Source organism: Paenarthrobacter sp. OM7 (genome assembly GCF_029873575.1).
GTDB lineage: Bacteria > Actinomycetota > Actinomycetes > Actinomycetales > Micrococcaceae > Arthrobacter.
Genome location: NZ_CP123579.1, coordinates 4,315,194 through 4,341,232, shown reverse-complemented (window position 1 = coordinate 4,341,232; position 26,039 = coordinate 4,315,194). Strand labels below are relative to the sequence as shown.

Annotated in this window: 23 protein-coding genes; 7 read left to right on the top strand and 16 right to left on the bottom strand. The window is 62.6% G+C overall.

The features are described 5' to 3' along the window. Positions 1-53 precede the first annotated feature (53 nt). From QEH68_RS20005 to QEH68_RS19990, 4 genes are read right to left on the bottom strand one after another with little or no spacing between them, the layout of a single operon-like run. Positions 54-920 (bottom strand): carbohydrate ABC transporter permease, encoded by an 867-nt coding sequence (locus QEH68_RS20005; RefSeq protein WP_280624534.1) that lies wholly within the window; start codon positions 918-920, stop codon positions 54-56. 50 nt (positions 921-970) lie between these two features. Next, positions 971-1,984, bottom strand: coding sequence for an ABC transporter permease subunit (locus QEH68_RS20000; RefSeq protein WP_280624533.1), 1,014 nt, complete (start codon positions 1,982-1,984; stop codon positions 971-973). Then, positions 1,981-3,126 carry a glycoside hydrolase family 88 protein gene (locus QEH68_RS19995; RefSeq protein WP_280624532.1) on the bottom strand — a complete coding sequence of 382 codons (1,146 nt, stop codon included), beginning with the start codon at positions 3,124-3,126 and terminating at the stop codon, positions 1,981-1,983. The genes QEH68_RS20000 and QEH68_RS19995 overlap by 4 nt, the downstream gene beginning before the upstream one ends. After that, entirely contained in the window at positions 3,110-3,856 is a 747-nt protein-coding gene (locus tag QEH68_RS19990; RefSeq protein WP_280624531.1) for an RraA family protein, read from the bottom strand. The genes QEH68_RS19995 and QEH68_RS19990 overlap by 17 nt, the downstream gene beginning before the upstream one ends. A 228-nt stretch (positions 3,857-4,084) precedes the next feature. On the opposite strand from QEH68_RS19990, the gene QEH68_RS19985 reads away from it, so the two are divergent. Continuing rightward, entirely contained in the window at positions 4,085-4,909 is an 825-nt protein-coding gene (locus QEH68_RS19985; RefSeq protein WP_280624529.1) for an AraC family transcriptional regulator, read from the top strand. 281 nt (positions 4,910-5,190) lie between these two features. Next, a complete protein-coding gene (locus tag QEH68_RS19980) occupies positions 5,191-6,963 on the top strand; it encodes a heparinase II/III family protein (protein ID WP_280624527.1) in 1,773 nt (590 codons plus the stop codon). A gap of 82 nt (positions 6,964-7,045) precedes the next feature. Here the strand turns inward: QEH68_RS19980 and QEH68_RS19975 are convergent, their stop codons facing one another. Together QEH68_RS19975 and QEH68_RS19970 are read right to left on the bottom strand one after the other, a co-directional pair. Next, positions 7,046-7,750, bottom strand: coding sequence for an SDR family oxidoreductase (locus tag QEH68_RS19975; protein WP_280624525.1), 705 nt, complete (start codon positions 7,748-7,750; stop codon positions 7,046-7,048). A gap of 104 nt (positions 7,751-7,854) precedes the next feature. Further along, the gene (locus tag QEH68_RS19970; protein ID WP_280624523.1) at positions 7,855-9,075 is read right to left on the bottom strand and encodes an MFS transporter; all 1,221 of its coding nucleotides are present in this window, start codon (positions 9,073-9,075) and stop codon (positions 7,855-7,857) included. Between the two features lie 101 nt (positions 9,076-9,176). Between QEH68_RS19970 and QEH68_RS19965 the strand changes: the two genes are divergently transcribed. Then, complete coding sequence (locus tag QEH68_RS19965; RefSeq protein ID WP_280624521.1) at positions 9,177-9,785, top strand: TetR/AcrR family transcriptional regulator; 609 nt, start codon at positions 9,177-9,179, stop codon at positions 9,783-9,785. A 146-nt stretch (positions 9,786-9,931) separates the two neighbouring features. Here the strand turns inward: QEH68_RS19965 and QEH68_RS19960 are convergent, their stop codons facing one another. The 5 genes from QEH68_RS19960 to QEH68_RS19940 form a co-directional block, all read right to left on the bottom strand. After that, complete coding sequence (locus tag QEH68_RS19960) at positions 9,932-10,525, bottom strand: histidine phosphatase family protein (RefSeq protein ID WP_280624519.1); 594 nt, start codon at positions 10,523-10,525, stop codon at positions 9,932-9,934. Between the two features lie 81 nt (positions 10,526-10,606). Beyond that, positions 10,607-11,458 (bottom strand): alpha/beta hydrolase, encoded by an 852-nt coding sequence (locus QEH68_RS19955; protein WP_280624517.1) that lies wholly within the window; start codon positions 11,456-11,458, stop codon positions 10,607-10,609. Positions 11,459-11,581: 123 nt separating this feature from the next. Continuing rightward, positions 11,582-13,207 carry an amidohydrolase gene (locus tag QEH68_RS19950; protein WP_280624515.1) on the bottom strand — a complete coding sequence of 542 codons (1,626 nt, stop codon included), beginning with the start codon at positions 13,205-13,207 and terminating at the stop codon, positions 11,582-11,584. Further along, on the bottom strand, positions 13,204-14,442 hold the full coding sequence (locus tag QEH68_RS19945; protein ID WP_280624513.1) for a serine hydrolase: 1,239 nt from the start codon (positions 14,440-14,442) through the stop codon (positions 13,204-13,206). Before QEH68_RS19945 ends, QEH68_RS19950 begins: the two co-directional genes overlap by 4 nt. Continuing rightward, positions 14,439-15,896, bottom strand: coding sequence for a cytosine permease (locus tag QEH68_RS19940; protein ID WP_280624511.1), 1,458 nt, complete (start codon positions 15,894-15,896; stop codon positions 14,439-14,441). The genes QEH68_RS19945 and QEH68_RS19940 overlap by 4 nt, the downstream gene beginning before the upstream one ends. Positions 15,897-16,008: 112 nt before the next feature. Between QEH68_RS19940 and QEH68_RS19935 the strand changes: the two genes are divergently transcribed. Together QEH68_RS19935 and QEH68_RS19930 are read left to right on the top strand one after the other, a co-directional pair. Next, positions 16,009-16,650, top strand: coding sequence for a TetR family transcriptional regulator (locus tag QEH68_RS19935; protein WP_280624509.1), 642 nt, complete (start codon positions 16,009-16,011; stop codon positions 16,648-16,650). Positions 16,651-16,881: 231 nt separating this feature from the next. Then, positions 16,882-18,267, top strand: coding sequence for a serine/threonine-protein kinase (locus QEH68_RS19930; protein WP_207595402.1), 1,386 nt, complete (start codon positions 16,882-16,884; stop codon positions 18,265-18,267). 49 nt (positions 18,268-18,316) lie between these two features. Here the strand turns inward: QEH68_RS19930 and QEH68_RS19925 are convergent, their stop codons facing one another. Next, positions 18,317-19,546, bottom strand: coding sequence for a GAF domain-containing sensor histidine kinase (locus tag QEH68_RS19925; RefSeq protein WP_280624504.1), 1,230 nt, complete (start codon positions 19,544-19,546; stop codon positions 18,317-18,319). Between the two features lie 78 nt (positions 19,547-19,624). On the opposite strand from QEH68_RS19925, the gene QEH68_RS19920 reads away from it, so the two are divergent. Both QEH68_RS19920 and QEH68_RS19915 read left to right on the top strand, forming a co-directional pair. Then, complete coding sequence (locus QEH68_RS19920) at positions 19,625-21,034, top strand: MFS transporter (protein ID WP_280624502.1); 1,410 nt, start codon at positions 19,625-19,627, stop codon at positions 21,032-21,034. A 150-nt stretch (positions 21,035-21,184) separates the two neighbouring features. Then, a complete protein-coding gene (locus QEH68_RS19915; RefSeq protein WP_280624500.1) occupies positions 21,185-21,562 on the top strand; it encodes an STAS/SEC14 domain-containing protein in 378 nt (125 codons plus the stop codon). A 116-nt stretch (positions 21,563-21,678) separates the two neighbouring features. On the opposite strand, the gene QEH68_RS19910 is transcribed toward QEH68_RS19915, so the two are convergent. From QEH68_RS19910 to QEH68_RS19895, 4 genes are read right to left on the bottom strand one after another with little or no spacing between them, the layout of a single operon-like run. Next, entirely contained in the window at positions 21,679-22,683 is a 1,005-nt protein-coding gene (locus QEH68_RS19910; protein WP_280624497.1) for a hydroxyacid dehydrogenase, read from the bottom strand. Then, complete coding sequence (locus QEH68_RS19905) at positions 22,680-23,591, bottom strand: carbohydrate ABC transporter permease (protein ID WP_280624495.1); 912 nt, start codon at positions 23,589-23,591, stop codon at positions 22,680-22,682. Before QEH68_RS19905 ends, QEH68_RS19910 begins: the two co-directional genes overlap by 4 nt. Continuing rightward, positions 23,588-24,568 carry a sugar ABC transporter permease gene (locus QEH68_RS19900; RefSeq protein ID WP_280624493.1) on the bottom strand — a complete coding sequence of 327 codons (981 nt, stop codon included), beginning with the start codon at positions 24,566-24,568 and terminating at the stop codon, positions 23,588-23,590. Before QEH68_RS19900 ends, QEH68_RS19905 begins: the two co-directional genes overlap by 4 nt. 60 nt (positions 24,569-24,628) lie before the next feature. Next, entirely contained in the window at positions 24,629-25,942 is a 1,314-nt protein-coding gene (locus QEH68_RS19895) for a sugar ABC transporter substrate-binding protein (RefSeq protein ID WP_280624491.1), read from the bottom strand. Positions 25,943-26,039 lie beyond the last annotated feature (97 nt).

The following is a 26,039-nucleotide window of genomic DNA, read 5'->3' as shown; positions in this document are numbered from 1 at the left end:
GAGAGGGCAAGTTAAGCTCTCAACGCGAGGTTGTGAGTGAAGTGGAATGTGGGTCAGGACTTGATGGCGCCGGTCAGGACGCCTTGGGTGAAGTGACGCTGCACGAAGGGGAAGACGCACAGGATGGGGATCATGGCCAGAACCACGACGGCCATTTGGATGGATGTGGGGGAGCTCAGCATTGCCTCGGCGCTGGACACGTTGCCGGCAAGGGGTGAGCCTTCCAGCACGTACTGGCGCAACACCACTTGGAGCGGCCATCGGGTTGAGTCGCTGAGGTACAGGATGGCGCTGAAGAACGAGTTCCAGTACCCGACGGCGTAGAAGAGTCCCACCACAGCGATGGCGGCCTTGGACAAAGGGAGGGCGACGTTCCACAGCGTACGAAGTTCGCCTGCGCCGTCGATGCGCGCAGCCTCGTACAGTTCCTCCGGGATGCCTTGGAAAAAGCCGCGCAACACAATGAGGTTGAAGGCATTGACCAGCACGGGAAGAATCAGGGAAGCGTAGTTATCGATCAGTCCGAGGCTTTGGACCACCAGATACGTCGGGATAAGGCCGGGCGTAAACAGGAAGGTCAGGAGCACCATCAGCAGGATCGGTTTTCCGGCGAAAAGGTGGGGGCGGGCCAGTGCGTAGCCCATGCCGATCGTCGCGAGCAAGGACAACGCTGTTCCTATAACCGTGATCCCCAAGCTGACCATGGTGGCCCGGGAGACGACGCCGCCGGACAAGATGGTTGTATAGGCTTCGAAGCTGATGGACTGCGGCCAAACAACCCAGCCGCCGCTGGAGATCACTTCTTCCTTGCTGGCAAGGCTGGTTGAGACCACCACCAGGAAGGGGAAGATGATCAGCGCTGCGATGATCAGCAGCGATATTCCCTTGAGCGCCACGATGGCGGGATGCGGCTTTTTCATCCACGCGGGTCGCTCGCTTCTTGCAAGGATCGTCCGGCTCAGCAAGGCTTTCATCGGTACAGCCCCTGTTCTCCTAGTTTGTGGGCGGCCTTGTTGGCCAGGTAAACGAGCACTGCGGCGATGATGCCCTTCAGCAGTCCTACCGCCGTGGCATAGCCCCAGTTGCCGTCAATGACGCCGGAGAAGTACACAAAGGTGTCCAGGACTTCGGCAGCTTCGGGGCCAACGGCGTTGCGTTGGAGGAAGATCTGCTCGAATCCGACAGTGAGGATGTCCCCGAGTTTCAGGATGAAGAGCAGGACGATGATGGGGCGCATGGACGGGAGGGTGACGTGCCATAGTCGCCGCCACCAGCCGGCTCCGTCGATCGCGGCAGCTTCATACAGCTGCTCATCCACGCGGTAGAGGGCGGCGAGGAAGATGATCATGCCCCATCCGCAGTCTTTCCAGATCAACTGTGCGACCATCAGCGGCTGGAATGCCGAGGGGTTGCCGATGACGTCGATGGTTGAAAGGCCTGCGTCGGACAGCCATCCGTTGACAACGCCTACAGGTCCCAGAACCTGCTGGAAGAGCGCCACCACGATCACCCAGGAGATGAAGTGCGGAAGGTAGACGATGCTCTGGACAATTTTCCGCGCCCAGTCGAATTGAACGCTGTGGAGGAAGATCGCCAGTGCGATCGGTGCCGGGAAGAAGAAGATCAGCTGCAGTGCCGAGATCTGCAGCGTGTTCCTGACTGCCTGCCAGACGGCCGGGCCGCCGAAGAACGCCTGGAAGTTCTCCAGGCCCACCCAATCGGAGCCTTCAATTCCAAGGAACGGGACGTAGTCCTGGAATGCGATGACGTATCCACCGAGCGCCCAGTACTGGAAGATGAGGAAGAACAGCAGGCCGGGTGTGAGCAGCAGGAGTAGCGTCAGGTCCCGCCGCAGCCTTTTACGAACAGAAATTTTCGGCTGCTGGGTGTTCTTTGCTGAGGGCCCGGGGCGCCTGGTTTTAGTCTTGTCTACTGGCGGGAGTTCTTCTTTGGCCATGGTGGAGGCTGTTTTCTGGAGGCTCATGACGTCATCGCCGGAAGGTAGGCGGTGCTTTGCGGAGTGGCTCTCAGCTGAAGATCTTCAACGCCCACAACCGGGGCAACGGATAAGGCCAGGATCAGTGCGGAGAAACTGTGGTGCTCATCCTGGTGGGGTACGGGCAGCTCCACGTAGGCCTGGACGGTTCCCTTGCTGTCCCCGGTGCCGGGACACAGGGTTCCTGGACAGCTGTTTTCGGTGGAATAGTCCTGGTTGATGCACCATTCGCTCAGGCCGTTGAGGCCGCGGACCACGGCGTCGGCCCACGTCGTGCCAGTAAGAATCCCTTGTTCGATGCCTACGCCGATGCTGTAGAGGATGAGTCCGGTTCCGGAGGCTTCCTCCCAGGCGCTCTGAAGCGGAATCTCTTGACGCCACAAACCACGAAGGGTCTGGTGGGGGAGGAGAGCGGTGCATAGGGCAACGAAGCGGCTCTCAACCTCAGAGCGGCGGGGGGCATCGACGGGAAGCCCGCGGAGCAGTTCCGCAAGGGCGAAGATGCCCCACCCGTTGCCGCGTCCCCAGTGATCCTGGGAAAGCACTCCCGGGGCAACGAAGCTCCGGCACTGATGCAGGAGGCCGTTGTCCTTGTTGAGGAAGGCATCGTACATCTTGACGGACTGGGTGATGGCTTCGTCAACGTACCGGGGTTCATCAAGTGCCAGGCCCGCATACAGGAGGAACGGCGAGGAAGCCATGGCGGCGTCGATCCAGATTGAATCATCTGTACCGGGGAGCTTGATGATCCCTTCAGCGTTCCGCGGTGCTGTCATGAGTTCTTCTGCGAAGTCACGCAGCAGCACCGCGCGGTCCGGTGTCCGGCCGATGGAGCTCAGAAAAGCCTGGGCGATTCCGCCGATGCTGTAGCTGGGAAAGTTGTAGTGAGGATGGGACACTTCGTCGGGGAAGCGCCGGACGATCTCTTCAACCCTGTCCAGCAGGGCCTCGTCAGTGGCTGCAACTGCCGCACGGGCCAGGCCGTAGATCGCCAATACACCGTAGTAGGCCTTGATTTCCTCAATGTCGTTGTAGTGGTTGTAAAGTCCGACGGCGATCTGGTGCGGTGTCTTGGACGCGGCGTCAAAGCTCGTTAACCGCTCGGTTGGGAGTTTAGAAGTAACCTCCACGCTCCACCACCTCCCTCGGAGCAATGCCGTCGGTGATCATCTTCTTGAGGCTGATTTCGTCGAACTGGATCCGTTCCGCTTCAACCAGCGTTTCCTCGGCGAGGGCGCGAGGGACGATGATCACTCCATCGATGTCGCCCACAGTGATGTCGCCTGGATGGATGGTGACTTGTCCGATGCGGACCGGCACCTGCCAGGCCGACATTCGGAAACGGCCGAGCATGCCGTTGGATGTGCGGTAGCGGCAGAAAACGGGGAAGTCCAGTTCCAGGATCTTGTCGGTGTCGCGCACTCCGCCGTCTACAATGGCGCCTCGGCATCCCTGCCGTTGCGCCGCCATGGTCATGACTTCGCCCCACTGGGCCGATTCGTCGTCGTTGGACGTATCCCAGACACAGACAGCGTCCTGCGGAATGGCCTCGAGCATTGCAGCCCGCTCTTCCATCTCATTTGCCAGCTGAAGGTTCTTTGACCCTTTGATGGTGAAGGCAATGCCGGCCACGCGCATGCTGGGTTCAAGCCCCTCAACGCTGGGCGGAAGGACCTGCTGGATGAGGCCCTTGCTGCGAAGCACATCGTTGATGGCTGCAGTAGGGATGACTTCAAAACGATCGCAAAGTTCGCGGTCCGACAGTGCGGTCGTGGCGGCCGGCTTGGCGGAGCCCGATCGTTCCGAGTCCGTCCGTTCCATGACGTGTACTGGGTCGGTGCCCAAGGTGTTCGGGGACATGCTTGTCCGCCTTTCGTCGTTGATTGCGGTAGCCGAATGTGGATTCACTCACCCCGCCGGGGCGTGCTCCTTGGGTATCAACTCTAGGAAGTCGGGGTGGGTTTTCCCATTCCTCCCGTGCCGTAAATTTGCACTATTCGACGACGCTCCAGCTTCTGCGGGCAGCATGCTAATGTACAGGCCAGTCGCCCACATGAGGGTTGGAACAAAGCCATTAGAGACGAGCGTATGGAAGAGCTTCAGGAAGGTCCTGTCAGTGGCATCGCCATGTCCTACGACTGCGCAGTTACCGGCGTGGACTACGTGATCAATCGCACCCCCAACCCTGCTTGGGGAATCAAGGATTTCGTCAATTCCCGCTCGCACATTCTTGCCTACTGCGTGTCCGGTAAGGCCTATTACCGGGTGAATGGCACCTCTCACCGTGTAGTCTCCGGGACCCTGATTTTCCTGCCCGCAGGCATGCCGCACACGGGCCGCAGCGACCGTGATGACCCGTGGCACTTTGTGTCTGCTGCCTTCCAGCTGGCAGCCTTGGATGAGGAGTCGGCCAATCTGCTGAAGGACCTTCCCCCCATCACGCATAACGTGCCGGCCGAGGTGGGAAGTTTGTTCTATCAGATGAGAGTGGCCTGGGAGGCAAAACAGCCGGGGCATCAGCTTCAGATCCGGGGCCTCCTCTCACTTGTTCTCTCGAGGGCCGTTGAAGAGTACACGCGTCCTGCACTGTCGGCGCCGCATGCCCGTCGCGTAGCTACAGTCACCGCCCACTTGCTGGAGAATTACCACAGCGTCTATTCCGTCGAGGAACTGGCACAAATGAGCGGACTGAGCCCCTCGCATTTCCGGGTGGTTTTCAAGAAAGTGACGGGCATGACGGCGACCAACTACCAGCAGCACATAAGGATCACCAAGGCCACGGAGTTCCTAAGCAGCGGCGAACACAATGTCACGGAAACTGCCCGGCTGTTGGGGTTCCGGGATGTCTACTATTTCAGTCGCCTCTACAAGCGGGTCACAGGAATCAACCCCTCGCGCTTGGCGAAGGGCTGACATCGCTTTCCGATCAGTTGCCCATCGGACTTTATTTTGCACATTCCGCTGATGCCTCTGGCAACAGTGGCCTGAGTGGCGCAACCTAGGAAACGACGCCGTCGCCCACCGCCGGGGCAAATCCTCACCTCCTTCGGGTTGGGACTTGCGCTCCCCCGCGACGGCTCGTCCCAACACTCCTGTACCCCCAAGGACACAACGTCATGTCAAAACAAGCTGCGCCCAAATGCCGCACGATTTCTGAAGAGCAGTTACGACTCTTGCCTGGCCACCCACGAATCTTGGCTGATGCGGCGCGATTTGCCACCCTGAAGACCCAGGACGACGACGTCTCCCGCGCGATCAAAGCGCTCATCTTTCAGATAGCCGAAAAGGTCCTGATCGCGAGTCCAGTGGAGTATGAATCCGTCCCGATCCTGTTGTATCCCGTGCGTGAAGTTCAGGGCCGCGTCCTTGCTTTGGCCATGGCTTACCGTCTCAGTGACGATGCCCGGTACCTGGCACGGGCGCGGGACGAGCTTCGCAGGTTAAGCGCTTTGAAGAACTGGGGGACCGGCCACTTCTTGAGTGTTGGGGAAGCTGCGGTGGCCGCGGGCATCGGCTTGGACTGGCTTTACGACGAGATCCCGGAGGAGGAAAGGGATCACATAGCCTCCGCGATCAGGACGAATGCCCTGGAACCTTCGCTGGATGCGGTGGAGGGGACTAACGGTTGGGTTGATGGAGACTACAACTGGAACCAGGTCTGCAACGCCGGCCTGAGCGTGGGCGCCTTGGCTGTGGCGGAACGTGATCCTGACCTCGCCGCAAGGATCGTAAACCGGGCTATCAGGAACGTGCCGATCGCTGGAAAGGTTTACGCTCCGGATGGGTCTTACCCGGAGGGTGTCAGTTACTGGGCTTACGGGACTTCGTTCCACGTCATTCTGATCGAGGCCCTGCGTTCTGTAACAGGAGACAGCCGGGGCTTGGAACAACTGCCGGGATTCCTTGAAACCGCCGACTTCAAACTCCACATGTCCGGACCGACGGGTCTCGATTTCACTTACGCCGATTACCACCTTGAGAACCAGAACGAGCCTATTATGCTGTGGTTTGCCAGCGAACTGGGTCGCTTGGATCTGGCGGTCGACGAGCTGGCGGTGATTCAACGTCTGTCCCGGTCGTCAGAGGACGAGATAGCACTCCGCCCCAACCGACTTCTGCCATGTGAACTTCTATGGTGGAAACCAGAGCTGACCGGCCCGGGAAAGACGCGCTCGCATTATTGGACAGCCGGTGGAGTCTTGCCAGTAGCGGTGATGCGGTCAAGCTGGACCGATCCACGGGCCACCTTCGTTGCGGTCAAGGGTGGTTCCCCTGACCATTCTCATGCTCACATGGACGTGGGGAGCTTCGTTTTAGATGCAGACGGAGTTCGCTGGGCAGTGGATCCGGGAACGGAGAGCTATGACAGGATGCGGGCTGCCGGGATCACCCTTTGGGACTATTCGCAAGGCAGTACCCGCTGGGATACCTTCCGCGAGGGCCCTGAAGGGCACAATATCCTCCGGTTCAATGGTGCGGCCCAGGATGTTGCCGGCAAAGGTGAAATTGCTGAGATGGCCACTCAGTCAGGAGCACCGGCAAACGTGGTGGACCTGACGTCTCTCTACACCGGGCAGGTCGCTCGGGTTGAACGGACGGTATTGCTGGATACTGACAACTCGGTCCTTATCAGTGATGAGTGGACGACCGGCCCCCAGCCCGTCCAGGCAGCCTGGCAATGGCTCACCGAGGCCGAAGTGAGTGTGACCCCACAAGGACTGCTGCTCAGACAAGACGGCGAGTCGTTGGCGCTGACGGTAGAACCTTTGGCGAATACTACGGTTGCGGTGGAGGACGTTTCCGGAGCCCGTGAGCTCCAGGATTCGTCCAATCCAGGACTGAGCCGCATCGTCATCCGCTTATCAACGCCCGCCGGCACAACCGCCAAGCTACGGGTCCGGGCTATTCCTGGCAGCGCGGAACATCGAACCAATCAAGGGTTTGCGTTGCCCCGCCACCAGCAGTAGACGCTGTAAGAACTACCCGACGTAATGAATCACCCCCTCACGGCTTGCGAGGGGGTGATTCATTACGGTTGGTTCTTTGCAGTTAGTGCGGAAGGCCGGAAGATTCGAAGCTGAGTTCACGCACGACGACGTGTGGCGGGGTGCCGAGGACGAACAGTATTGCCGAGACCACGTCAGCGGCAGACATCAGCGCTTCGCGCTTGACAGGCCGGTCACCCCAGAAAGGTGTATCTGCTCCTCCAGGGGAAAGATTACTCACCCTGAGGTTTCGGTCCTTGATCTGCAACCCCAACGCATCACTGAACATGGAGACGGCGGCTTTCGCTGTGCAATACCCTGGCGCCGTAGCATTGGGGCGTGAGCCAGCCAACGAGCTGACGTTAATGACAAGGCCTTTGTTATCGGTAAGTAGCGGGATGGCGTACTTGCAGGCCAGGAACGTGCCGAGCACGTTGACTTCCAGCATTTTCATGAAGTCGGCAGCCGGCATTTCCTCTACCTTGCCTGGTATTGATGCCCCGGCGAGGTTGATGACGGCATCGACGCCGCCCCAACGTGACCGGATCTCCTTGAAGAAGCCTTCCACGTCAGCCTCGGACGTGATGTCTGCCGCATGCGTGAATAAGCCGTCCTGGCTGCTGCCCAACTCGGCCAGTCGCTCTTCCGAGGTACCTGTGGCGGCCACCACGGCGCCGAGTTCCACTAGGGCGGAAACCAGCTCTCTTCCGATGCCGCCGGTTGCTCCGGTGACGGCCACGCGAATTCCCTTGAACTGATCCGAGCGCACTGATAACTCCTGTTTAGTGTGAATAGTCCCGTCCAGTCTCCCCTTGGGAACAGGCATGGAACCATTGCCCGCGGCACTTTCTTTTGCACAATTCGACGATGCATCTAGTTGACGAGCGCGTTTTCCGGCGCACCCTCAGCCGTTGATTGCTGCAAGCGGATGAACTGAATGACGGCGCCTAAGGCAGCAAATGCCAAGAGGGTCACTGCATAGGCCTGGAGTGTAGGAACCAGTCCCCACACGGGAACCAGCAGGCCGGCAATGACGACCGGGACGCTGAACGCGAGGTATGCGGCTGTATAGATGCTGGCGAATACCCCCGCTTGTTGCTGCGGTTCAATCAAGGGTGCAATCAGGCGAAGTTGGCCGCCAAAAGATCCACCGAAGCCGATGCCTCCCAGCACCGCACCAATCCAGATGGCAGGCAACCATGGTGCGCTGAGTCCTATCAGGACCACAACGATTCCGGCGAGGATCAGGGACGCTCCCGCCAGGGTGCTGTGACGGGCGGGATGCCGGGCGAAATAAAAGCTTGCCACCGCTGCGGAGAACGGCCCCAGAAAAGCCGTGAAACCTGCGATGAGTCCGCCTTCCAGTCCGAATTGAAGCCGGAGCAAAGCGGGCGAGAGCCCCAGGAACAGTGCGGGAAACATCCAGCCGGCGATGTGGACGGGCAGGCCGGCTCCGAATTCGCGACGAATCGACGCAGGCAGACCAAGCCGCGGGGCGAGTGACCGCAGGGCGCCCGGCCTGGTGATGGCGGTTTCCGCCGTAAGGCTCACGTAAACCACTGCGATGATCATGACCACAGCAAGGATGGCGAAGATCAGCGTGTTGGCGTCCGGCGTGAATTGAACCGCAGCTCCTGTGACCAGGGCCCCGATGCCCAGGCCGCCGGCTACGGATGCACCCGTAAGCCCTCCGGCCAGCTTCTTGCGGTGAGGAGGTGCGTGTTCGGCGATGGCGGCATTGAAGGCGCTGGTTGCCAGCCCCGTGGCCACACCCTGCAGTGCCCGGGCCGCGATCACCCAGGCGATGTTGGGGGCAAAGATGAAGGCGGCCATGGAAAGCAGTTCGCCGTAAAGGGCCATGAGCATGACAGGACGGCGTCCCAAATGGTCGGATAATGACCCGCCGATGAGGAGCGCTGCCAACAAGCCGATCGCGTAGATGGAGAAGGCGATGCTCAGCGCGGCGGCCGAAAAGCCCCACTCCTGTTGGCGAAGGGAGAGTAGGGGTGTGGGCGCTCCTGCTGCAAAAAAGAACGCTGCGAACACCAGGGCCAGCCCGATGAATGTCGACTTTGAGGAGGCGGAACGAGTCAAGAGAAGGCTCCTTGAGTGGTGTTGTCTGGAATCTTTAGTTAGACAGGTCTGTTCAATAAAGTCAAGATAATTTAGACAGACCTGTCTGATATGCTGTTTCCATGGCTACCTCTAAGGTTCCCGCCCGTCAGCGACTTCTCGAGGCTGCGGACCGGTTGTTCTACTCCGAGGGCGTCCACACTGTGGGAATTGACCGGGTTATCGAAGAAGCGGGAGTCGCTAAAGGCTCGCTGTTCTATAACTTTTCCGGCAAAGACGATCTCATCGCCGCCTACTTGGCGGGCCGTGACCAGCGGCGCCGCGATCGAATCGCCTCATTCCAGCAAGGCTTGGACAACCCCGTCCACAAGCTGCTGGCCATCTTTGAGGCCCTTGGCGAAGCCGTAGCGGAGCCGGGCTACAAAGGCTGCCCGTTCGCCAACGCAAATGCCGAAGCCCGCCCCGGCAGCGTCGAGTCCGCTGCGCTGCGCACATTCCGCGACTGGCTGGCCGACGCCATGCTGTCCCTTTGCCGGGAGGCCGGCTATGTCCACCCGGCTGACGTGTCAGCCCGCCTGTGCCTCCTGTACGACGGAGCGGTCGCCAGCTCAAACCTCGATGCACAGCCTAGCGCCGTTGGTCTGGCCAAGGAGTTGGCATCAATGGTGCTGGAGACTGCACCGCGCGCCGATGAGCCTATGCCGACCGTCCCTCAACCCCTATCCGTGTGACCTGGGCATTTGGGGAGCATTTTCCTTGCCGGGCTCCCCTTCACCGGGCGGCGTAATGACGCCACCACCTGCCTCCCCACCAGGCTCCGATCGGACTTGCCAGCGTTGACCCGTTGCTCGATGCGACGTTGACAGGACGCTCGGAATCAGGCCTCGACGTCGGCGGTGACGCGCTCGCCGTTGAAGTACTCCAGCTGCCAGCCGTCGGTCACGTGGTGATGGGCCAGATTCAGCACCGCGTTCTGGACGCTGTCCAAGGTGCGGCCGATGGCGCGGCTGAGGGTCAGCCGGATCAACGTGCCGTGCGCGACCACGAGGACGCGCTTGCCGGCGAATTCTTGAGCCAATTCTTCCAACGCTGCGATTCCTCGATCGGCTGCGGCTTCATCGCTTTCGCCGCCGCGGAAACCGCCCGGGATGCGCAGGGCCTCCAGTTCCGGGCCGGCCTGTAATCCTTCGGCGGGTCCAAAGCTGCGCTCGGTGAGCTCAGGAACCAGCCGGGCAACCTTCAAGCCAAGCCCTTCGGCGATGATCTCCGCAGTTTCGGCGGCACGGCCCAACGGCGAGGACACCACGGCGTCCCACGGCTGGTCCGACAGGAAGGCGACGGCTTCGCGCGCCTGGCCGCGACCGACGTCGTTCAGCGGAATATCGGTGGACCCTTGCAACCGGCGCTCCGCGTTCCAGTCGGTCTGGCCATGGCGGACGAGGGCGAAAGTTGTGAGGGTCATGCCTTCCATTGTGCCCTGCGTACCTGCGGGACCGCAGTTCCGTACGTCACGTAAGGAAGCGCACGACGGCGGGAGGTCGCCGTCGGGCGTTCAGCGGTGCCGCAGTTCGTCCAGCAGTTCCCTGACTAGGGTGGGTTGCTCGGCAATCGCGAAGTGGCCGCAGTTCGGCACTGTCATGGTCCTGACATGCGGCCCAATGGAGGCCAGCTGATCAAGATCGGATGGGGGAGTGAACGCATCGCTGTCCCCGCGGATTGCAAGGATGGGACACCTGATGCCGTTCCACTGGGCAAAGTCGTACTGCGCCACGGCCCGCGTTGCTGCGCAGAAGGCCCGTGGGCGGGCGTTGTGTCCCAACCCGCGGATGACGTCCGCCGGAATGGCCGCAGGGTCCGCGAAGAGGGGCGACAACAGCAGCCGCATCAGTGGAGTGGCGCCGACACCCCGGATCAGGGCCAGGCCCCAGGCGCCCGGGGCTGCCATGGCACGCATGAGCAGGAGCATCCCGACAAACCACGGCAGCGTCGCGAGCCCGCGCCACGGATGCCGGACAGAGTGGGCAACGCCGAAGGCCGTGGGCGATATAGCCGCAACGCTGCGTGTTTGTTCAGGCCACGCCGCAGCAAGATGCAAGGCAATGACGCCACCCATGGAGTGGCCCACCAGGTTCCACGTGCGGTAACCGAGGCTGTCCAGAACCTCGACCACGGCACCCGCCATGGCCTCGACGGTAGCGGACTCCAGCCGCGCACTTACGGTGGAGTCACCCCAGCCGGGCAGGTCCAGGAGGATTTGGTCGCGTTCAGGGGAGCCGGGGAGCAGTGGTTGGAAGGTCGTCCACGATCCCGCGGCGCCGTGGAGGTAGACGTCGGCGATGTGGTCACGCCTCCTCGGGGCTTCCTGAACGCGTACAGCGCACGGACCCAGTTGGGTGGGAATCACCTCCCGCCTAAAAACTGCGCTGCCCGGTAGGGACGCTTCCTGTTGAACTTCCGTGGTCACCCGCTGCTCCTGGTCTTTGCCAGTGATTCGGAGCAGCGGGCGTTCTGGATCGGCGCGGTGGTTTCAGGCGGGTGATGGGTCCTGTTCGTAAACCGTGCGCCCGCCCACCACTGTCCGCAGGACCTTTGCGTCCAGGAGCGCACGCGGGGCTTCTGCAGTGAAAACGTCGGTGTCCAGGACCACGAAGTCCGCGTACAACCCAGCCGCCAGGCGGCCGATGTTGTGTTCCGCCCCGCACGTCCAGGCCGAATCACGGGTGGCGTGTTCGATCGATTCGGCCAGTGGCAGCGCGAAGTCCGGGACGTTGGTTCCGACCGTGGCATCCAAGGCTGAGGCCCGCGTGGTGGCCACGTACATGTTGGGCAGCGGCGCGTGCGGGGAGGTGGGCGAGTCCGTGCCAAAAGCCAGCCGGGCGCCGGCAGCGGTGATCCAAGGCCATGGGAAGCCGCGTTCCACGCGGTTATCGCCCAGCTTGGCGCACCAGTTTTCGCTGATGGCGGGATCAGCATGGACCGGTTGCATGCTCGCGGTAATACCCAGTGCGGCGAGGCGATCGACGTCGGCCCTGTCCACCAACTCCAGATGCTCAATGCGGTGACGGCGTTCGCGGGGGCCGTTCTCCGCCACTGCGTGTTCCACGGCGCCGATGGCGATCCGCACGGATTCATCGCCGATCGCGTGCATGGCAACTTTCAAACCGGCAGCGTCTGCCGCGGCAACCACAGGCGCGAGTTCTGCAAGGCTCCAGATCGGTTCCGCATTCGAACCATCGGCGTAGGGCATCCCGAGGGTGGCAGTGCAGCCATCGATGGTGCCGTCGATGATCACCTTGATGCCCACCACGCTCAGGAAAGGAGATTCATGCTCGACGGCGAGCGCGGCCGCCCGCTGGACCTGGGCGATGTTCTCCTCGGCCGATCCCGCGTTGTTCACCCTCCAGTAGGCGATGAGCCGGCTGGTCAGGGTGCCGTCTTTGTCCGCACGCTTAAAGGCCTCAAGGTCGGTCTCGTTGAAGCCCATGTCGCAGGCGGTAGTCACGCCTGTTTCGCGGTAGGCCTGCTGGACTGCGGCGATGCTGGCCTCGTGTTCGTTTTCGCTGACCTGGGCATCGAGGTAGGGGAGCACGATGTCGTAGAAGGCGTTCTCGTCGATGTAGCCGGTGGCGTTCCCGCGGGAATCGCGCTTGATGGTGCCGCCGTGCGGGTTCTCGGTGTGGTGGTCGATGCCGAGTTCAGCCAGCGCCGCAGTGTTGACCCACACGGAGTGGAAGTCGTAGGCGAAGGCGTACACGGGCTTGTCTCGAACTACGGCGTCCAGCATCGCCGCGTCCGGCACGCCGCCCGGAATGGCGCCGTGCAGCCAGCCGGTGGCCAGGATCCGGTCAGCGTCCGGGCGTTCTGTGGCCCTTGCCTTGATGCGTTGCTGGATGTCCTCCACGGATTTGGCTCCCCACAGGCTGACCTGTCCCAGGGCTTCTCCAGTACCTACGACGTGCGCGTGACCGTCCACGAATCCGGGGACCACCAGGCGGCCTCCAAGGTCCACCAGTTCGGCGTCCGGGCAAAGGCGTTCGGCGGTATCGGTGTCGCCGACGTACAGGATGCGCCCGCCCTGGACGAGGATGGCCTCGGCCCAGCGGCGGGTGTCGGAGGTGAAGATGCGGGCGTTGGTGTAGAGCTGGGTGGTCACGCTGCGTTGTCCTTGCTTTCGGGTGCTGTTTCGGCTGCTGCTTCGTCCGTGGCGGCTGCTTCTGCCGCAATCCGGCTGTCCAGGGAATGGCTCACGTCCAGGAGCAACTCGTTTTGGAGTTGGTGGAGGTGCTCGCTTTCGGGCTCAGGCCAGGTGGACATCTTCACGATCACGGTATCGGTGGCGGGGTCTATCCAGAGGTACTGACCGTATATGCCGATGCCGGTGACGTTGCCTCTCCCGTTGCCCGTGCACCACCACTGACGGGTGTAGGAGCCCTGCGGGTGGATGGCTGTGAAAGAGGAGTCTGCCATGGCTTCACGGTCCCCGCCGTTGAGGATGCTCCCCACCCATTCCGGGGAAACCACCCTGCCAAGGGGACCTTTGCCGTCGTCGAGCATTAACTGCCCCACCCGGGCGAGGTCCCGGGCGGTGCAGGAGACCCCACCGTTCGCGAAGCCGAAGCCGGCGGAATCCACGGTGATGGTGGCATCCCGGTCGGCGTCGAGTTTGGACCACAGATACGTGGACAGCGCCTCGGAGTAGCGCAGCCCTGTGACGCGTTCGATGATCCAGGCAAGAACATCGGTGTTGGCCGAGCAGTACTGGAATTCGGACACTGTGCCGTTGCCGGTGAGCGTGGTCAGGAACGCGTAGGTGTCCTGGGGATCCTCGGGACGACGGGTGCGCCACCCTGCGGAGCGGTCATGGGTTTGAACCTCGGACGCTGGGTCCACATAGTCCTCGCTGTAATTGAGGTGGATGGCCATATCCAGCACGTGCTGGATGGTGGGCCCGTCGTAGGCGGAGCCGGCCAGCTCTGGAACGTAGTCCACCACGCGGGCGGACGGGACAATCTCTCCCGAATCGATCAGGGCCCCTACCACCAGGCCACACATGGACTTGGATACGCTCATTACCAGGTGCAGGTCATCCGGTGCGAAGCCGGGGCGGTAGTACTCTCCGATGACCTGGTTGTGATGCAGGACCAGGAAGGCATCGGTATAGGTCTCTTCGAGCCGGCGCTTCAGGCCCGGGAGCCCCAGGCCGTCCAGGCTGTCAGCAGCCGCAACGCGGTTGTCCCGACGGCGGCGGGCAACTACCGCCGTCGGGACTATCTCGCCAAGGTGCGCGAACGTCCAACGGTTGTGCGGTCCTTCCTGCCAGGTGTCCAGCGTCGGCTGGCCGGTGGCGCCGGGATAGCGGTCAGGGTGGTGGCCGGTGGGGGCGGTCATGCGTGCGCTCCTTGGATGACGGATGGTGTGGTGGTACTGCGGCGCAGGGAAGGGGTCAAAGCGACGTACGCGCCGGCGGTGACGATCATGGAAACGGGTACGGAGAGATCCAGGAAGCCCATGGCTGCCGAGACGGGTCCGGTCCATACGGCGTTGGTGAGGAAGAGCGAGGCCACGGTGGCGCCGAGGACCACCGCGAGCAAGCCGGGGATATGCCAGCCACGGCTGTACCAGAACGGGCCGCCCGGTTTCTCGTTGAAAAGGTCTTCACCTCTGTATCGATTGCGGCGAAGGATGACGTCCACGGCGAAGATGGCCATGGTGGGGCCGGAGATCAGGACCAGCAGTTGCAGCATCAGGTTGACGGCGTCCAGGAGGCTGGTGGACCTGACGAGGTAGATGGTCAGTGCTGTGCCGATGGCCCCCACCACGATGGCCGAGGGGATGCGCCTGATCGGGACGCCGATGGACTGGAACGCCATGCTGGCGGTGTAGGTGGTCATGCCGTTGAGCGAGATCGTGTTGATGATGACCCCCACCACGAAGATTGGTCCCAACCAGGCAGGGAGCAGGGCCAGGAGTGCCGACTCGATGCCGAGGTCCATGGCTGCTGGGCTGATGCCGGTGGCCAGCAAGGCTCCCACGGCCGTGAAGAACATGCAGGGCAACGCGCCGCCAAAGGCCGTGGCCGCGATGATGTGGGAGCGTTTGGTGGTCTCCGGGAGGTAGCGGGCCAGATCCGGGCTGTTGGTGTAGGAAAGCGGAGTGGAGGCCAGGATGGCGATCCCAATGGTCACGGCAGACCACAGCGGTGCTCCTTCCAATGGTTCCGGAGCCGCATATCCCCACTGCATGTGGGGCAGGACGAACACTGTGACCAGCAGGAAGATGGCCAGCAGCACCGAGGCCACTACGGGGTAGCTGCGGAGGATCAGGCTGTGGCCGAAAACAGCTACCAGCACGGTAACCGCGGCAACAACGATGGTGACGATCACCGGGCCGGCTACGGGATCCGTGAAGCCAAGCTGTGCCAGGAGTTCAGCGCCCATGAAGGAAGAGGCGAGCCAGTTCAGGGCCAGGAAGACGGCGGAAATGAACCAGCCGAAGAAGGCGACGACAACCCTGTTGCCGCGGATTCCGTAAATGGCGCGGGTGATGACGGAGCCGGATGTTCCGGCGGCCGGGCCGCTGGTGGCCACGATCCCGGTGAGGATCCATGGGAGGCTGCCGGCAACAATGACCAGAAGGGCCTGCCACAGTTCCAGGCCGAGCAGGATCAGCGAGGCACCCACGGTGAAATTCAGGACGCTGACGTTGGGGGCCGCCCACACGGGGAAGAGGTCGCGGGCGCGGCCGTGCCGTTCGGAGGCTTCGATGAGTTCGATGCCGCGGGTTTCGGGATGGGCAAGGGGTTCCGGGTAGCTGACCGGATCGGTGACATGGGGCTGGGACAACGCTGTTCCTCTCGGGCAAGGTCCGGCTCACGACGATGGGATACCGGGCCATTGGTGCTATTGGTCATGCGACCAACGTGCTATTGGTCACTAATCCAATAGACTGAGGAGCATGGTGTCAAGCCCCACATCCCAACGCGTTCGAAAATTACCCGGCGAGCGCCGTGCCGAAATCCTCGCCGAGGCCGCGTCGATTGCCCTGAGTGAGGGGCTCGAGCGGATAACCCTCCGTGCTGTCGCGGACCGGTTGGGTGTGCGACCCGGCCTGATCAGCCACTACTACCCCGCTGCCGAGGATCTGGTGGTCGCAGCCTTTGTTCTGGCGGTATCGGAAGAGCGGGAAGAGTTGTTTCCCGACGGCGGAACGCCGCTCGCCCGGATGGCCCACCTGATTTCCCGCATCGAGGGCGGCGGCGCCTTGGAGCTCACCCGGCTTTGGCTCAATGCGAGGCACCTCTGCCGCTTCACGCCAGCGTTGGCGGAGGCCATGCTGGCCCAGGAATATCTGGACCGGACGCGGCTTACAACCCTCATTGAGCATGGCGTGACGTCCGGTGACTTCGTCGTGGATGACCCCTTCGCGGCCTGCATCCGGATCTGGGTGGCGATCGACGGTGTCGGCTCCTACGTCAACAACCCCGGAACCTTCGACTATGAAGCGTTCACTCGGTTCGTCGCCGATGTTGCCGAATGGTCCCTTGGCGTGCCCGCGGGAACGATGCGGGCGGCGGTGGATCAGGTGCGCGAGGCCTGATTCCCGCCGTAACGCAGCACTCCGCATTGTCCTTCCAGCTCCTTAATCAGTATCCTGATGACTTATCTGGTGAAACCGGATGATGCTGTTCGGGCTCCTTGCCTGGGCCGCACGTGGCTGAAGCAGTCGGCCGCGCGGCCATCGTGAAAGTTTGATTGACGGCATTGCTTGGTGACGCAAGGACAGCGTTTGGGTCCGGGGCTCCAGGTTTGCCTGAAGGACGTGACATTCGTGGGCACCATTGACGAGGCTGTGGACTCCCCCGTCCCTGATTCCATTGACGACACACTTGACGGCCGCTACCAGCTGGGGCCCGTCCTTGGCCGTGGCGCCATGTCGGCTGTCTACCGTGCGACAGACCTGCTGCTGGGCCGCGAGGTGGCCATCAAGATCTTCCTGCCCGGCTCAGGCGACGAGTCATTCCGGGCCCGCCAGGAAAACGAGATGCGGCTCCTCGCCGCCTTTGACCACCCAGGGCTCGTGGCCGCATTCGATGCCGGCGTGGACACCAGGAACGATGAAGAGCGCGCCTATCTGGTCATGGAACTGGCGGAAGGCCGGGACCTGCGGGCCGTGCTGTCGGATGGACCGCTCACCGTTCCTGAGACCGCCCGCATAGGGATCCGGTTGGCCGGGGCGCTGTCCCAGGTTCACAAGCAGGGCGTCATCCACCGTGACATCAAGCCTGCCAACATTCTGGTATCCGACGACGACGCGCTGGGGGAGTCGGTGAAGTTGGCGGACTTCGGCGTGGCGCTGGTGATGAACGACAACCGCCTGACCGCCACCGGATTCACCGTGGGCACGGCACAGTACCTGAGTCCCGAACAAGCCCAGGGTTTGCATCTGACCCCCGCGAGCGACATCTACTCGCTGGGCCTGGTGCTCCTTGAATGCCTCACCGGCAAGGCAGAATACCCGGGGACGCCCATTGAAACGGCATCAGCGCGCCTGCATCGCGCGCCACAGGTCCCCATGGAATTGCCCGCCCCGCTGAGGGAGCTCCTGGAAGCCATGACGGACATGGATCCCGACAAGCGTCCCAGCGCCCACCATGTGGAACAGTCACTGGCCAAAGAAGGCATCCAGTCCGGCCGCAGGACTGCGTTGCTGCCGACCGTGCTGCCGACCGTGCTTCCGAAGCGTCCGCTGCGTTCGTCGACCCGGAAGCAGGCGACGGTTACCAGCATCCTTGACTTCGGCAGGCGCCGGCCCAAGACGGTCAGGGGTGTCGCAGCAGCCGCCGTCACCATCCCGCTGGCGCTGCTGATTTTCTCGCAGGGCATCAATCCGTCCGGCAACAACACTGCCGATCCGTCACAGCCCGCTGATCCCGGCGTATCGCAGGCCGAGCCGCAGCCAAGCAGTCCTGCCGCCCCGGCCGCGCCCGTGGATCCGGTAATCGCGGATCCGGTCCCTGCGGAGACTGCGCCAGGTGGGAGCGTGCAGGCGGAAGTGGTGGACCTCTCGGAGGCAACCCGCCCGGAGCAGGTTCCAGCGCCCGCCAACCCGCCCGCCGTTGAGCAGGCGCCCCTCACGGGCAAGGACCTCGCAGGCCAGAAAAGCGAGGGCAAGAACGACAAAAAGTCCGAGAACAGCAAGGGCAACGGGAAGTAGTCCAAGCGCTGGTGGCCAACGCTCGACGGCGACCTGCCGCCGTCGTGCATCAACTTCCGGAGGGAAAGCTCACTGCCACGGTGGTTCCGCCGCCCGGGGTTTCCGCGAGGGTGAGGTCGCCTCCGTGGGCTTTGGCGATGCTGCTGCAGGTGGCCAGTCCCAGGCCGGAACCCGGGCCATCGCCCTGCCTCCGCAGGCGTACCAACGGTTCCAGGACCTTGGCGCGGTCCTCGGGGGCGATCCCCTTGCCGTTGTCCGCAACGTAGATGGTGGCCCCATGGTAGTTGGAAACGCCGCTGATCCGGATGCGGAGGTCGCGGTCCGGGCTGCGGTAGTTCATGGCGTTGGACAGGAGGTTCTGCAGCAGGGTGCGGAGCTGGCCGCGGTCCGCGTGGAGCCCGAGCTCCTGGACCTCCACGATGCCATCGTTTTCGATGCCAAGGTCCCGGGCAACCTCCTGGGTGACCTCGTGCAGGGAGACGTTGGTGGGCTGGATGCCACCGCCCACGCGGGAGTAGCTCAGGACATCTTCGAGCATCCCGAGCATCCGGCGGCCGCTGGCACCGATGCGGTCCAGGTACCGCGCAGCAGTGCTGTCGGGTTCCACGTCCGGATCATCCTCCACCAATTCCACGTAGCCGAGGATGGTGGTCAACGGGATGCGGAGATCGTGGCTGACGCGGCCCGCAAATCCGGCGAGTTTGGCGTTGCTGTCCCTCAACTCGGTGTAGGTGCGGTCCAACTGGACGGTGCGGTGCTGCAGCTCGAGCAACTCCACTACTTGCTTGGCCAGGACCTCCAGCATGCTGACCTGTTCGGGGCGGAGCTCCTGGGTCTTATCAGAGAAAACACACAGGGTCCCGGGGACAAACCCGGACTCTGTTTGCAAGGGAACCGAGGCATAGAAGCGGACTTGGCCGATTTCCCCGGTGACAAAGGGATTGTCCGCGAAGCGCGGATCCTTGGATGCGTCCGCCACCACCGTCCTCTCGCGGGAGAGGAAAACCTTGGCACACATGGAGTCTTCGCGGGAGCAAACCCCCGGGTCCACGCCCCAGGCCCCTATCTGGTGCTGGTACTCGGCGCTGATGATGTTGACCACGCCAAACGGCGCCCCGCACAGCTCCGTGGCCAGCCTCACGAGGTTCTGCAAGGCGCTCATGACGGCGGCATTGGGCAGGAGCGTCGAATCCATGGCGGGGTCGAGCCCGTATTCCTGGAGTTCCAAGTCCCTGCCGGCGTCCTTGGTGAAGGACAGCTGCCCCTGAATTTCCGTCATAAAAACAATCCCCCCAGCGTCTCGTGAATTCCCTGCCGATACTACCGGGAGGTTGGACCCGGTGGTTTACTGGAACGCATGACCGAGCAGGAACCGGCCACCGCCGCGTCTACTGACAACATCGATCTCTCCCTACGGACCCCGGCACAAAGATCCCGCACGTTCACCGGGATCCTGGTCAATACAGCCATGGCCAACATCACCACGAGCTATCTCTGGTTCGCGTTGACCTTTTGGGTGTACTTGGAGACCCGCAACGTCATTGCCACGGGGGTAATCGGCGGCGCCTACATGCTGTTGATTGCCCTCTCCAGCATCAGCTTCGGAACCTTCGTGGACCGTTACAGGAAATTGGCAGTGATGCGGTTCGCCGCCGCGTTCACCCTTGTGATGTTCGTGCTGTCCGGGGTCATGTTCCTCCTGACACCGGAGGAAGCCCTGCTTGACCTGACACAGCCCTGGTTCTGGATCTTCACCATGATCATCCTGATCGGCGCGGTGGTGGAGAACATGCGCAACATCGCGCTGTCCACCACGGTCACCATCCTGATAGAGCCTGACCGCCGAGCCAACGCCAACGGGCTGGTGGGTATGGTGCAGGGGCTCATGTTCATTGTTACCTCGGTGCTGTCCGGGTTGTCCGTGGGGCTGCTGGGCATGGGGTGGACCGTGGTTGTCGCCCTGGTGCTTACGGCGTTGGCCTTCGGACATCTGCTGACGCTGCGCCTGCCGGAAGAAGTACGGGCAGCCGCCTCCGACGCCGAAGGTGGATTCGACCTGCGCGGCTCTTGGGCTGCCGTTATGGCAATTTCCGGACTGTTCGCACTGATTCTCTTCTCCACGTTCAACAACTTCATCGGCGGCGTCTACATGGCGCTGATGGACCCCTACGGCCTGGAAATGTTCTCCGTGGAGATGTGGGGAACCGTCTTCGCGATAGGAGCCACCGGGTTTGTGGTGGGCGGCGCGCTGATCGGCAAGTTTGGCCTGGGACCCAACCCCTTGCGGACCATGCTCATCGCGGTGGGGCTGATGGGCCTCATCGGTGCCGTATTTACGCTGCGGGAATGGGCCTGGCTCTACATCGTGGGGATCTGGCTGTACATGGCGTTGGTTCCGGTAGTGGAAGCAGCCGAGCAGACAGTTATCCAGAAGGTGGTTCCGCTGCCCCGCCAAGGAAGGGTGTTCGGCTTCGCCATGGCATTCGAGTCGGCGGCCGCACCCATCACCGCCTTCCTCATTGCCCCGATCGCCCAGTTCTGGATCATCCCCTACGCCCGTTCGTCCGAGGGGGCAGCACAACTGGAACCGCTGCTGGGTGAGGGCATTTCCCGTGGTATCGCCTTGGTATTCCTGGTGGCCGGCCTCATCATGATTGCCGTGGCGCTGCTTGCCTTCCTGACCCCGGTCTACCGGCGTGTCTCGGCCTCGTATGCGCAGACAGCATCGGAGGAACCCGAGAACGCGGACTCTTCAGCGGCAGGTTGAGGTGTTGATTCCGCCTGACTGACCCGAAACCAGGGCAGACGAGCACCCAAAGATCACTCTTTTCGGATGAGAGGGCATGATTGTCCCTGGGTGCAGGGTTGAGTCAGACCGTGGCGCCGGGGGCAGCGCCACAGAGAGGGAGGTACTTCCATGGAGGAGAAGGATCCCTGCGACTACGTCATTGGCTTTGAACCGGACGACGTGATGTTTTTGGTGTGGAATTCCGGGGTCCGCATCGAAGCTGCCAACGCGCGGGCCGCCGTCGAGGCTGTGAACGACCTCGCCGCAGGCAGCAGGTACCCCCTCTTGGTGACCATGGCCGAGACCGCGCATCTTAGCCGCGCAGCCCGCGACGTCTTTGTTGAACCCTGCGCTGCCTCGAGGATTGCTTTGCTGGGGAACAATCCCGTGGACCGCATGCTCGCCGACTACCAATTGGCCGTCCAAGAACCGCCCTGCCCCACGCGCTTTTTCACCTCCCACACGGAAGCTCTCTCCTGGCTCCGGGAAACCTCCGATGGGTCTTAAAGCGCCCAACGCCAAGCCAAGAATGACGCGCGCTGAGCCGGCCACCAGCAAAAGCGGCAAACGCACGACGGCGGGAGGCCGCCGTCGTGCGCTGTTTCGGCTGCGCTGTGGTGCGGTCAGGCTGTGAACGCCAGGTCTTCCAGCCTCACCGGGAACCGCAGCGTTTCCCCGCGGGACAACCGCAGGGCCTCGTTCACGGCGCTCGCCGCCATGCGCTCCAGCTCATTGCCCAGTGACCCCGCCACATGCGGGGTGAGCAGCACGTTGGGATGCGTGTAGAAGCGGGATTCGGCGGGCAGCACCCACGGGGTGGTCACGTCCAGGACCGCGTAGAGGTCGCCGCGTTCTATCCGTGCGAGCAGTGCATCCTGGTCCACCAGTTCGCCGCGGGAGGTGTTGATGAACGTGGTGCCCCGCTGCATCCGCTCGATCAACCCCGCGTCCATGAGGTTCCTGGTGGAGGGCAACGACGGCGCATGGAGGCTGACCACATCGCTGCCTGACACCAGCTCCTCCAAACTGACGAGCCCGACGCCGAGGACGGCCGCTTCCTCGGGGGAGAGGTAAGGGTCGGCCACCACTACCTCCAGCTCGTACGGGGCCAGCAGCCTGATCACGTGCCGGCCGATCTTCGAGGCCCCAATGATGCCGACCCGCTTCCGGTAGTTGCCCATGTCCGGGAAGAGTTGCTCAGCCAGGACGTCGGTCCGGGTGGTGTGCAGGGCGCGGGCGATCTGGAGGACGCGCTTGTTGGCGAGGATGATCATGGCCACGGTGTACTCGGCCACCGGGATGGCGTTGGCGTCCGCGGCGGAGCTGACCTGGATGCCCCGTTCCCAGCAGGCGTCACCGATGTGGTGTTTGACGCTGCCCGCGGCATGCAGGACATAGCGCAGCCGGGGTGCGGCATCCAGGACGGTGTGGTCGATCATCGGACACCCCCAACCGGTGATGAGGATATCGGCCTCCGCCAATACGGCGCGGCCTTCCGCAGTGGTGAAGTCCTGAATGGGGTCACGGCTCAGCAGCGTCAGTGCTGGCTCCAGGGGATCCAGGCTCCTGGGCGGGAACACCGCCCGTGCTGTGTGGGACGGCATGGCCAAGGCAACGTTCAAGTTCACTTGACGCTCCCTGCTGTGAGGCCGGACTTCCAGAACCGCTGCAACATGACGAACGCGAGCAGCAGCGGGATGATCGAGAGCAAGGAACCGGTAATGACCATGGGTGTGAATTCGGGCTGGGGGATGGAATAGCCCTGCCAGATGGAGATACCCACACTGACGGGCAACAGCTTCTGGTCCTGGAGCATCACCAGCGGGAGCATGAAGTTGTTCCAGACGCCCACAAACTGGAACAGGGCGATGGTGATGTACCCGGGCATCATCATGGGAAGGCCCAAGGAGAAAAAGGACCGGATGGGCCCGGCTCCGTCAACGCGGGCTGCCTCCAGGGTCTCGGCAGGAACGTAGGCCGCCGAATACACCCTGGCCAGGTACACCCCGAACGGGTTGCAGAGCACCGGGATGAGGATGGCCCAGATGGTGTTGGTGATGCCGAAAACGGAGGCCAAGAGATACATGGGCAGAACCGTGGCCGTGTTGGGAATCAGCACGCCCACCAAGACGATCCCGAAGAACGAATCCTTGCCGCGGAACTGGAATTTGTCGAATGCGTAACCGGCCATGACGGAGATGAGGCCGCCAAGAACTGCTCCGAAGGCGGCGTAGAACATGGAGTTGGCCATCCAGCGGAGGAACATCCCGCCGTCCTGGTTCACGACCGCCAGGACGTTCTCGAAGAAGGCCGGTTCACCAAAAGCGTAGGCGGCTGTTCCGTAGAGATCCGCAGTGTTTTTGGTGGAGGCGAAGAACAGCCACACCACGGGAAGCACCATGTAGGCGCAGCCCAGGATGAGCAGGGCATTCACGGTGAACGTGCTCGCGAAGCCGCCGTTGCGGGCGTGCCGGCGCCTGCCCTGTGACGGCGCGGGGGCTTCGGCTGGGGTGCGGGACATCGTGGCGGTGCTCATGCTGTGTTCCTTGAACTGAAGCGGGTCACGGCCCAGGACAGGACTGCGGCCATGAGCGCGATGATGATGGAGGCAGCCGCGGCCTGGTTGAGGTTGTGGCGGTTGAACGCGGCGTCGTAGGCCCACATGTTGGGCACCCACGTGCTGGTTACTGATGCCGTGGCCTTGGAGATGATGTTCGGCTCGGTGAAGAGCTGCAGCGTGCCGATCACGGTGAAGAGCATGATCACGCTCAGCGCCGGGAGGATCAGGGGCAGCTTGATGCTCATGGCTGCACGGATCTCCCCTGCGCCGTCCACGCGGGCAGCTTCCAGGATTTCCCGGGGCACTGCCTGCAGGGCAGTGAAGAGCACAATGACGTTGTAGCCCGTCCACTCCCACACGGCGATGTTCACGATGGACGGCAGGATCAGCTGGTTGTCCAGGAAGTTCAGCGAGATTCCGCCGGTTTCCAGGACTGAGACGATCGGGCTGACTCCGGGTGTGTAGAGGTAGGCCCAGATCAATGCGGCGATGACGCCGGGCACTGCGTGGGGGAGGAAGACGAGCAGTTGGAACAGTTTCCTGGCCCGCGCGACGGCCGAATCCAGCAGCAGCGCAAATGCCAGGGCGCCGCCCATCATCAAGGGGATGTAGAGCAGGCAGTACAGGACAAGGCGTCCGATGCCGCCAACGAAGCTCTCGGACTGCAGGACCTGGACGTAGTTTTCGAAGCCCACAAACGCGGTCTTGGCCTCACCGAAGCCGAGCCCGGACTTCTGCTGGGCGAAGAAGCTGAGCACCATCGCGTAGATCACTGGCGCAACCATGGCGAGGGCAAAAATGGTGAAGAACGGCGTCAGGAACAGTGCAGCCGTCCGGCCCCCGGTTCCGGACATTGCACGGGGTTTCTTCGGGTTTCGAGGCTCGACGGCGTTGGCTGCCTTGGGCAGTGTGGGTGAAGTAGTTGCTGTGGACGGTGTGGCACGGTCGGCCATGATGATTCTCCTCGCTGGCAGGGCGGCTCCGTAAGTGCGGAGCCGCCCCACTGTGCGGGCCTACTCCTTGACGGAGAGGCCGTTCTGCTTGAGCCCGGCCACTGTGGCGTCCTGGGCGGTATCGACGGCGTCCAGGACCTTGCCGCCGCTGGTCAGCGTGCCGTAGGCGTCCTTGAGCGCGGTGTTGGTGATGTCCCAGTTGGGACCCCACTGCCAGCCCGGCGTGATGGTGGAATATGCCTTGTCGAAGACCTCGTAGATGTCGTTGCCGAAGTAGCTGGCATCGAAGGCCTTCTGCGCCACGGGGGTCAGGCCCGGGTAGGCAAGGAACGCAGAGCCGGTGTTGCCGCGGGCAGAGATGGCCTCTTTGCTGGTGGCAAGGAACTCGATGAATTTCGCCGCGGCGGCCGGATTCTTGCTGCTCTTGGTGATGTTGAAGCTGGAGCCGCCGTAGAACGCGTCCGCCGGAGTGCCCCAGTTGGGCACCTCGGCAGCGATCCACTGACCCTTTTGGCCGCTGGCCTCCGTCCGCTTCTGGATACCGGTGGCGCTCCAGTTGGCACCCAGGACTCCGACGACGGCGCCGCTCGCCAGGTCTGCGGACCATTCGTCACTGAAGGACTGCTGGACTTTGACGATCTTCTGGTCGATAAGCTTCTGCCAGTACGTGGCGACTTTCCGGGTGGCTTCGTCGTTAACACCCACCTTCCAGCTGTCGCCTTCGGTGCCGAACCACTTGCCGCCCGCCTGCCAGGACAGCGCAGCAGTCAGCGCAGCCTCGTTCGGGTTGAAGCTGGCCAAATGCGCTTCGGGGGCAACGGCCTTGAGCTTCTTACCGGCCTCCTCGAACTCCTGCCAGGTCTTGGGTGTGGAGACTCCGGCCTTGTCCAGCATGTCCTTGCGGTACCACATGATCATCGGCGCGGCATCGTAGGGGAGTGCGTAGGTCTGCTCGCCAAACTGCACCAGAGCCTTGGTTTCATCCGTGAGTTTGTCCACGGTTTCAGCCTTGTTGATGTAGCCGTCAAGAGGCTGTAGCTGGCCGTTGCTGACAAATTGGGGCAACTGCGGATATTCGATGGTGGCGACGTCCGGGCCGTTGCCTGCGGTGATGGCAGTGGAGAGCTTGGCATAACCGCCGGCTCCGCCGTTGGGGATGGTTTCAAACGTGACTTTGATCTTGTCCTGGCTGGCGTTGAACGCTTCCGCCACCTTGTCCATACCGGCCATGGAGGACCAGAACGTGATGTTACCGCTGGGGTCTTCCACCGGGGTTGGGGCTGGCGTGGCGGCGGGGGTGCTGCCACAGCCGGTGACGAGTGCAGCGCTGGCCATGAGGCTGGCTGCTCCAAGCAGAAGCTGGCGACGCTTCATTCTGTTCTCCTTTGAAGTTCACGATGCGAAAGTCGTGGTGCTCTGGGGGCACTTTCGGACTAGGCACCATGAAATCCACAAAAGTGAACATCATCAA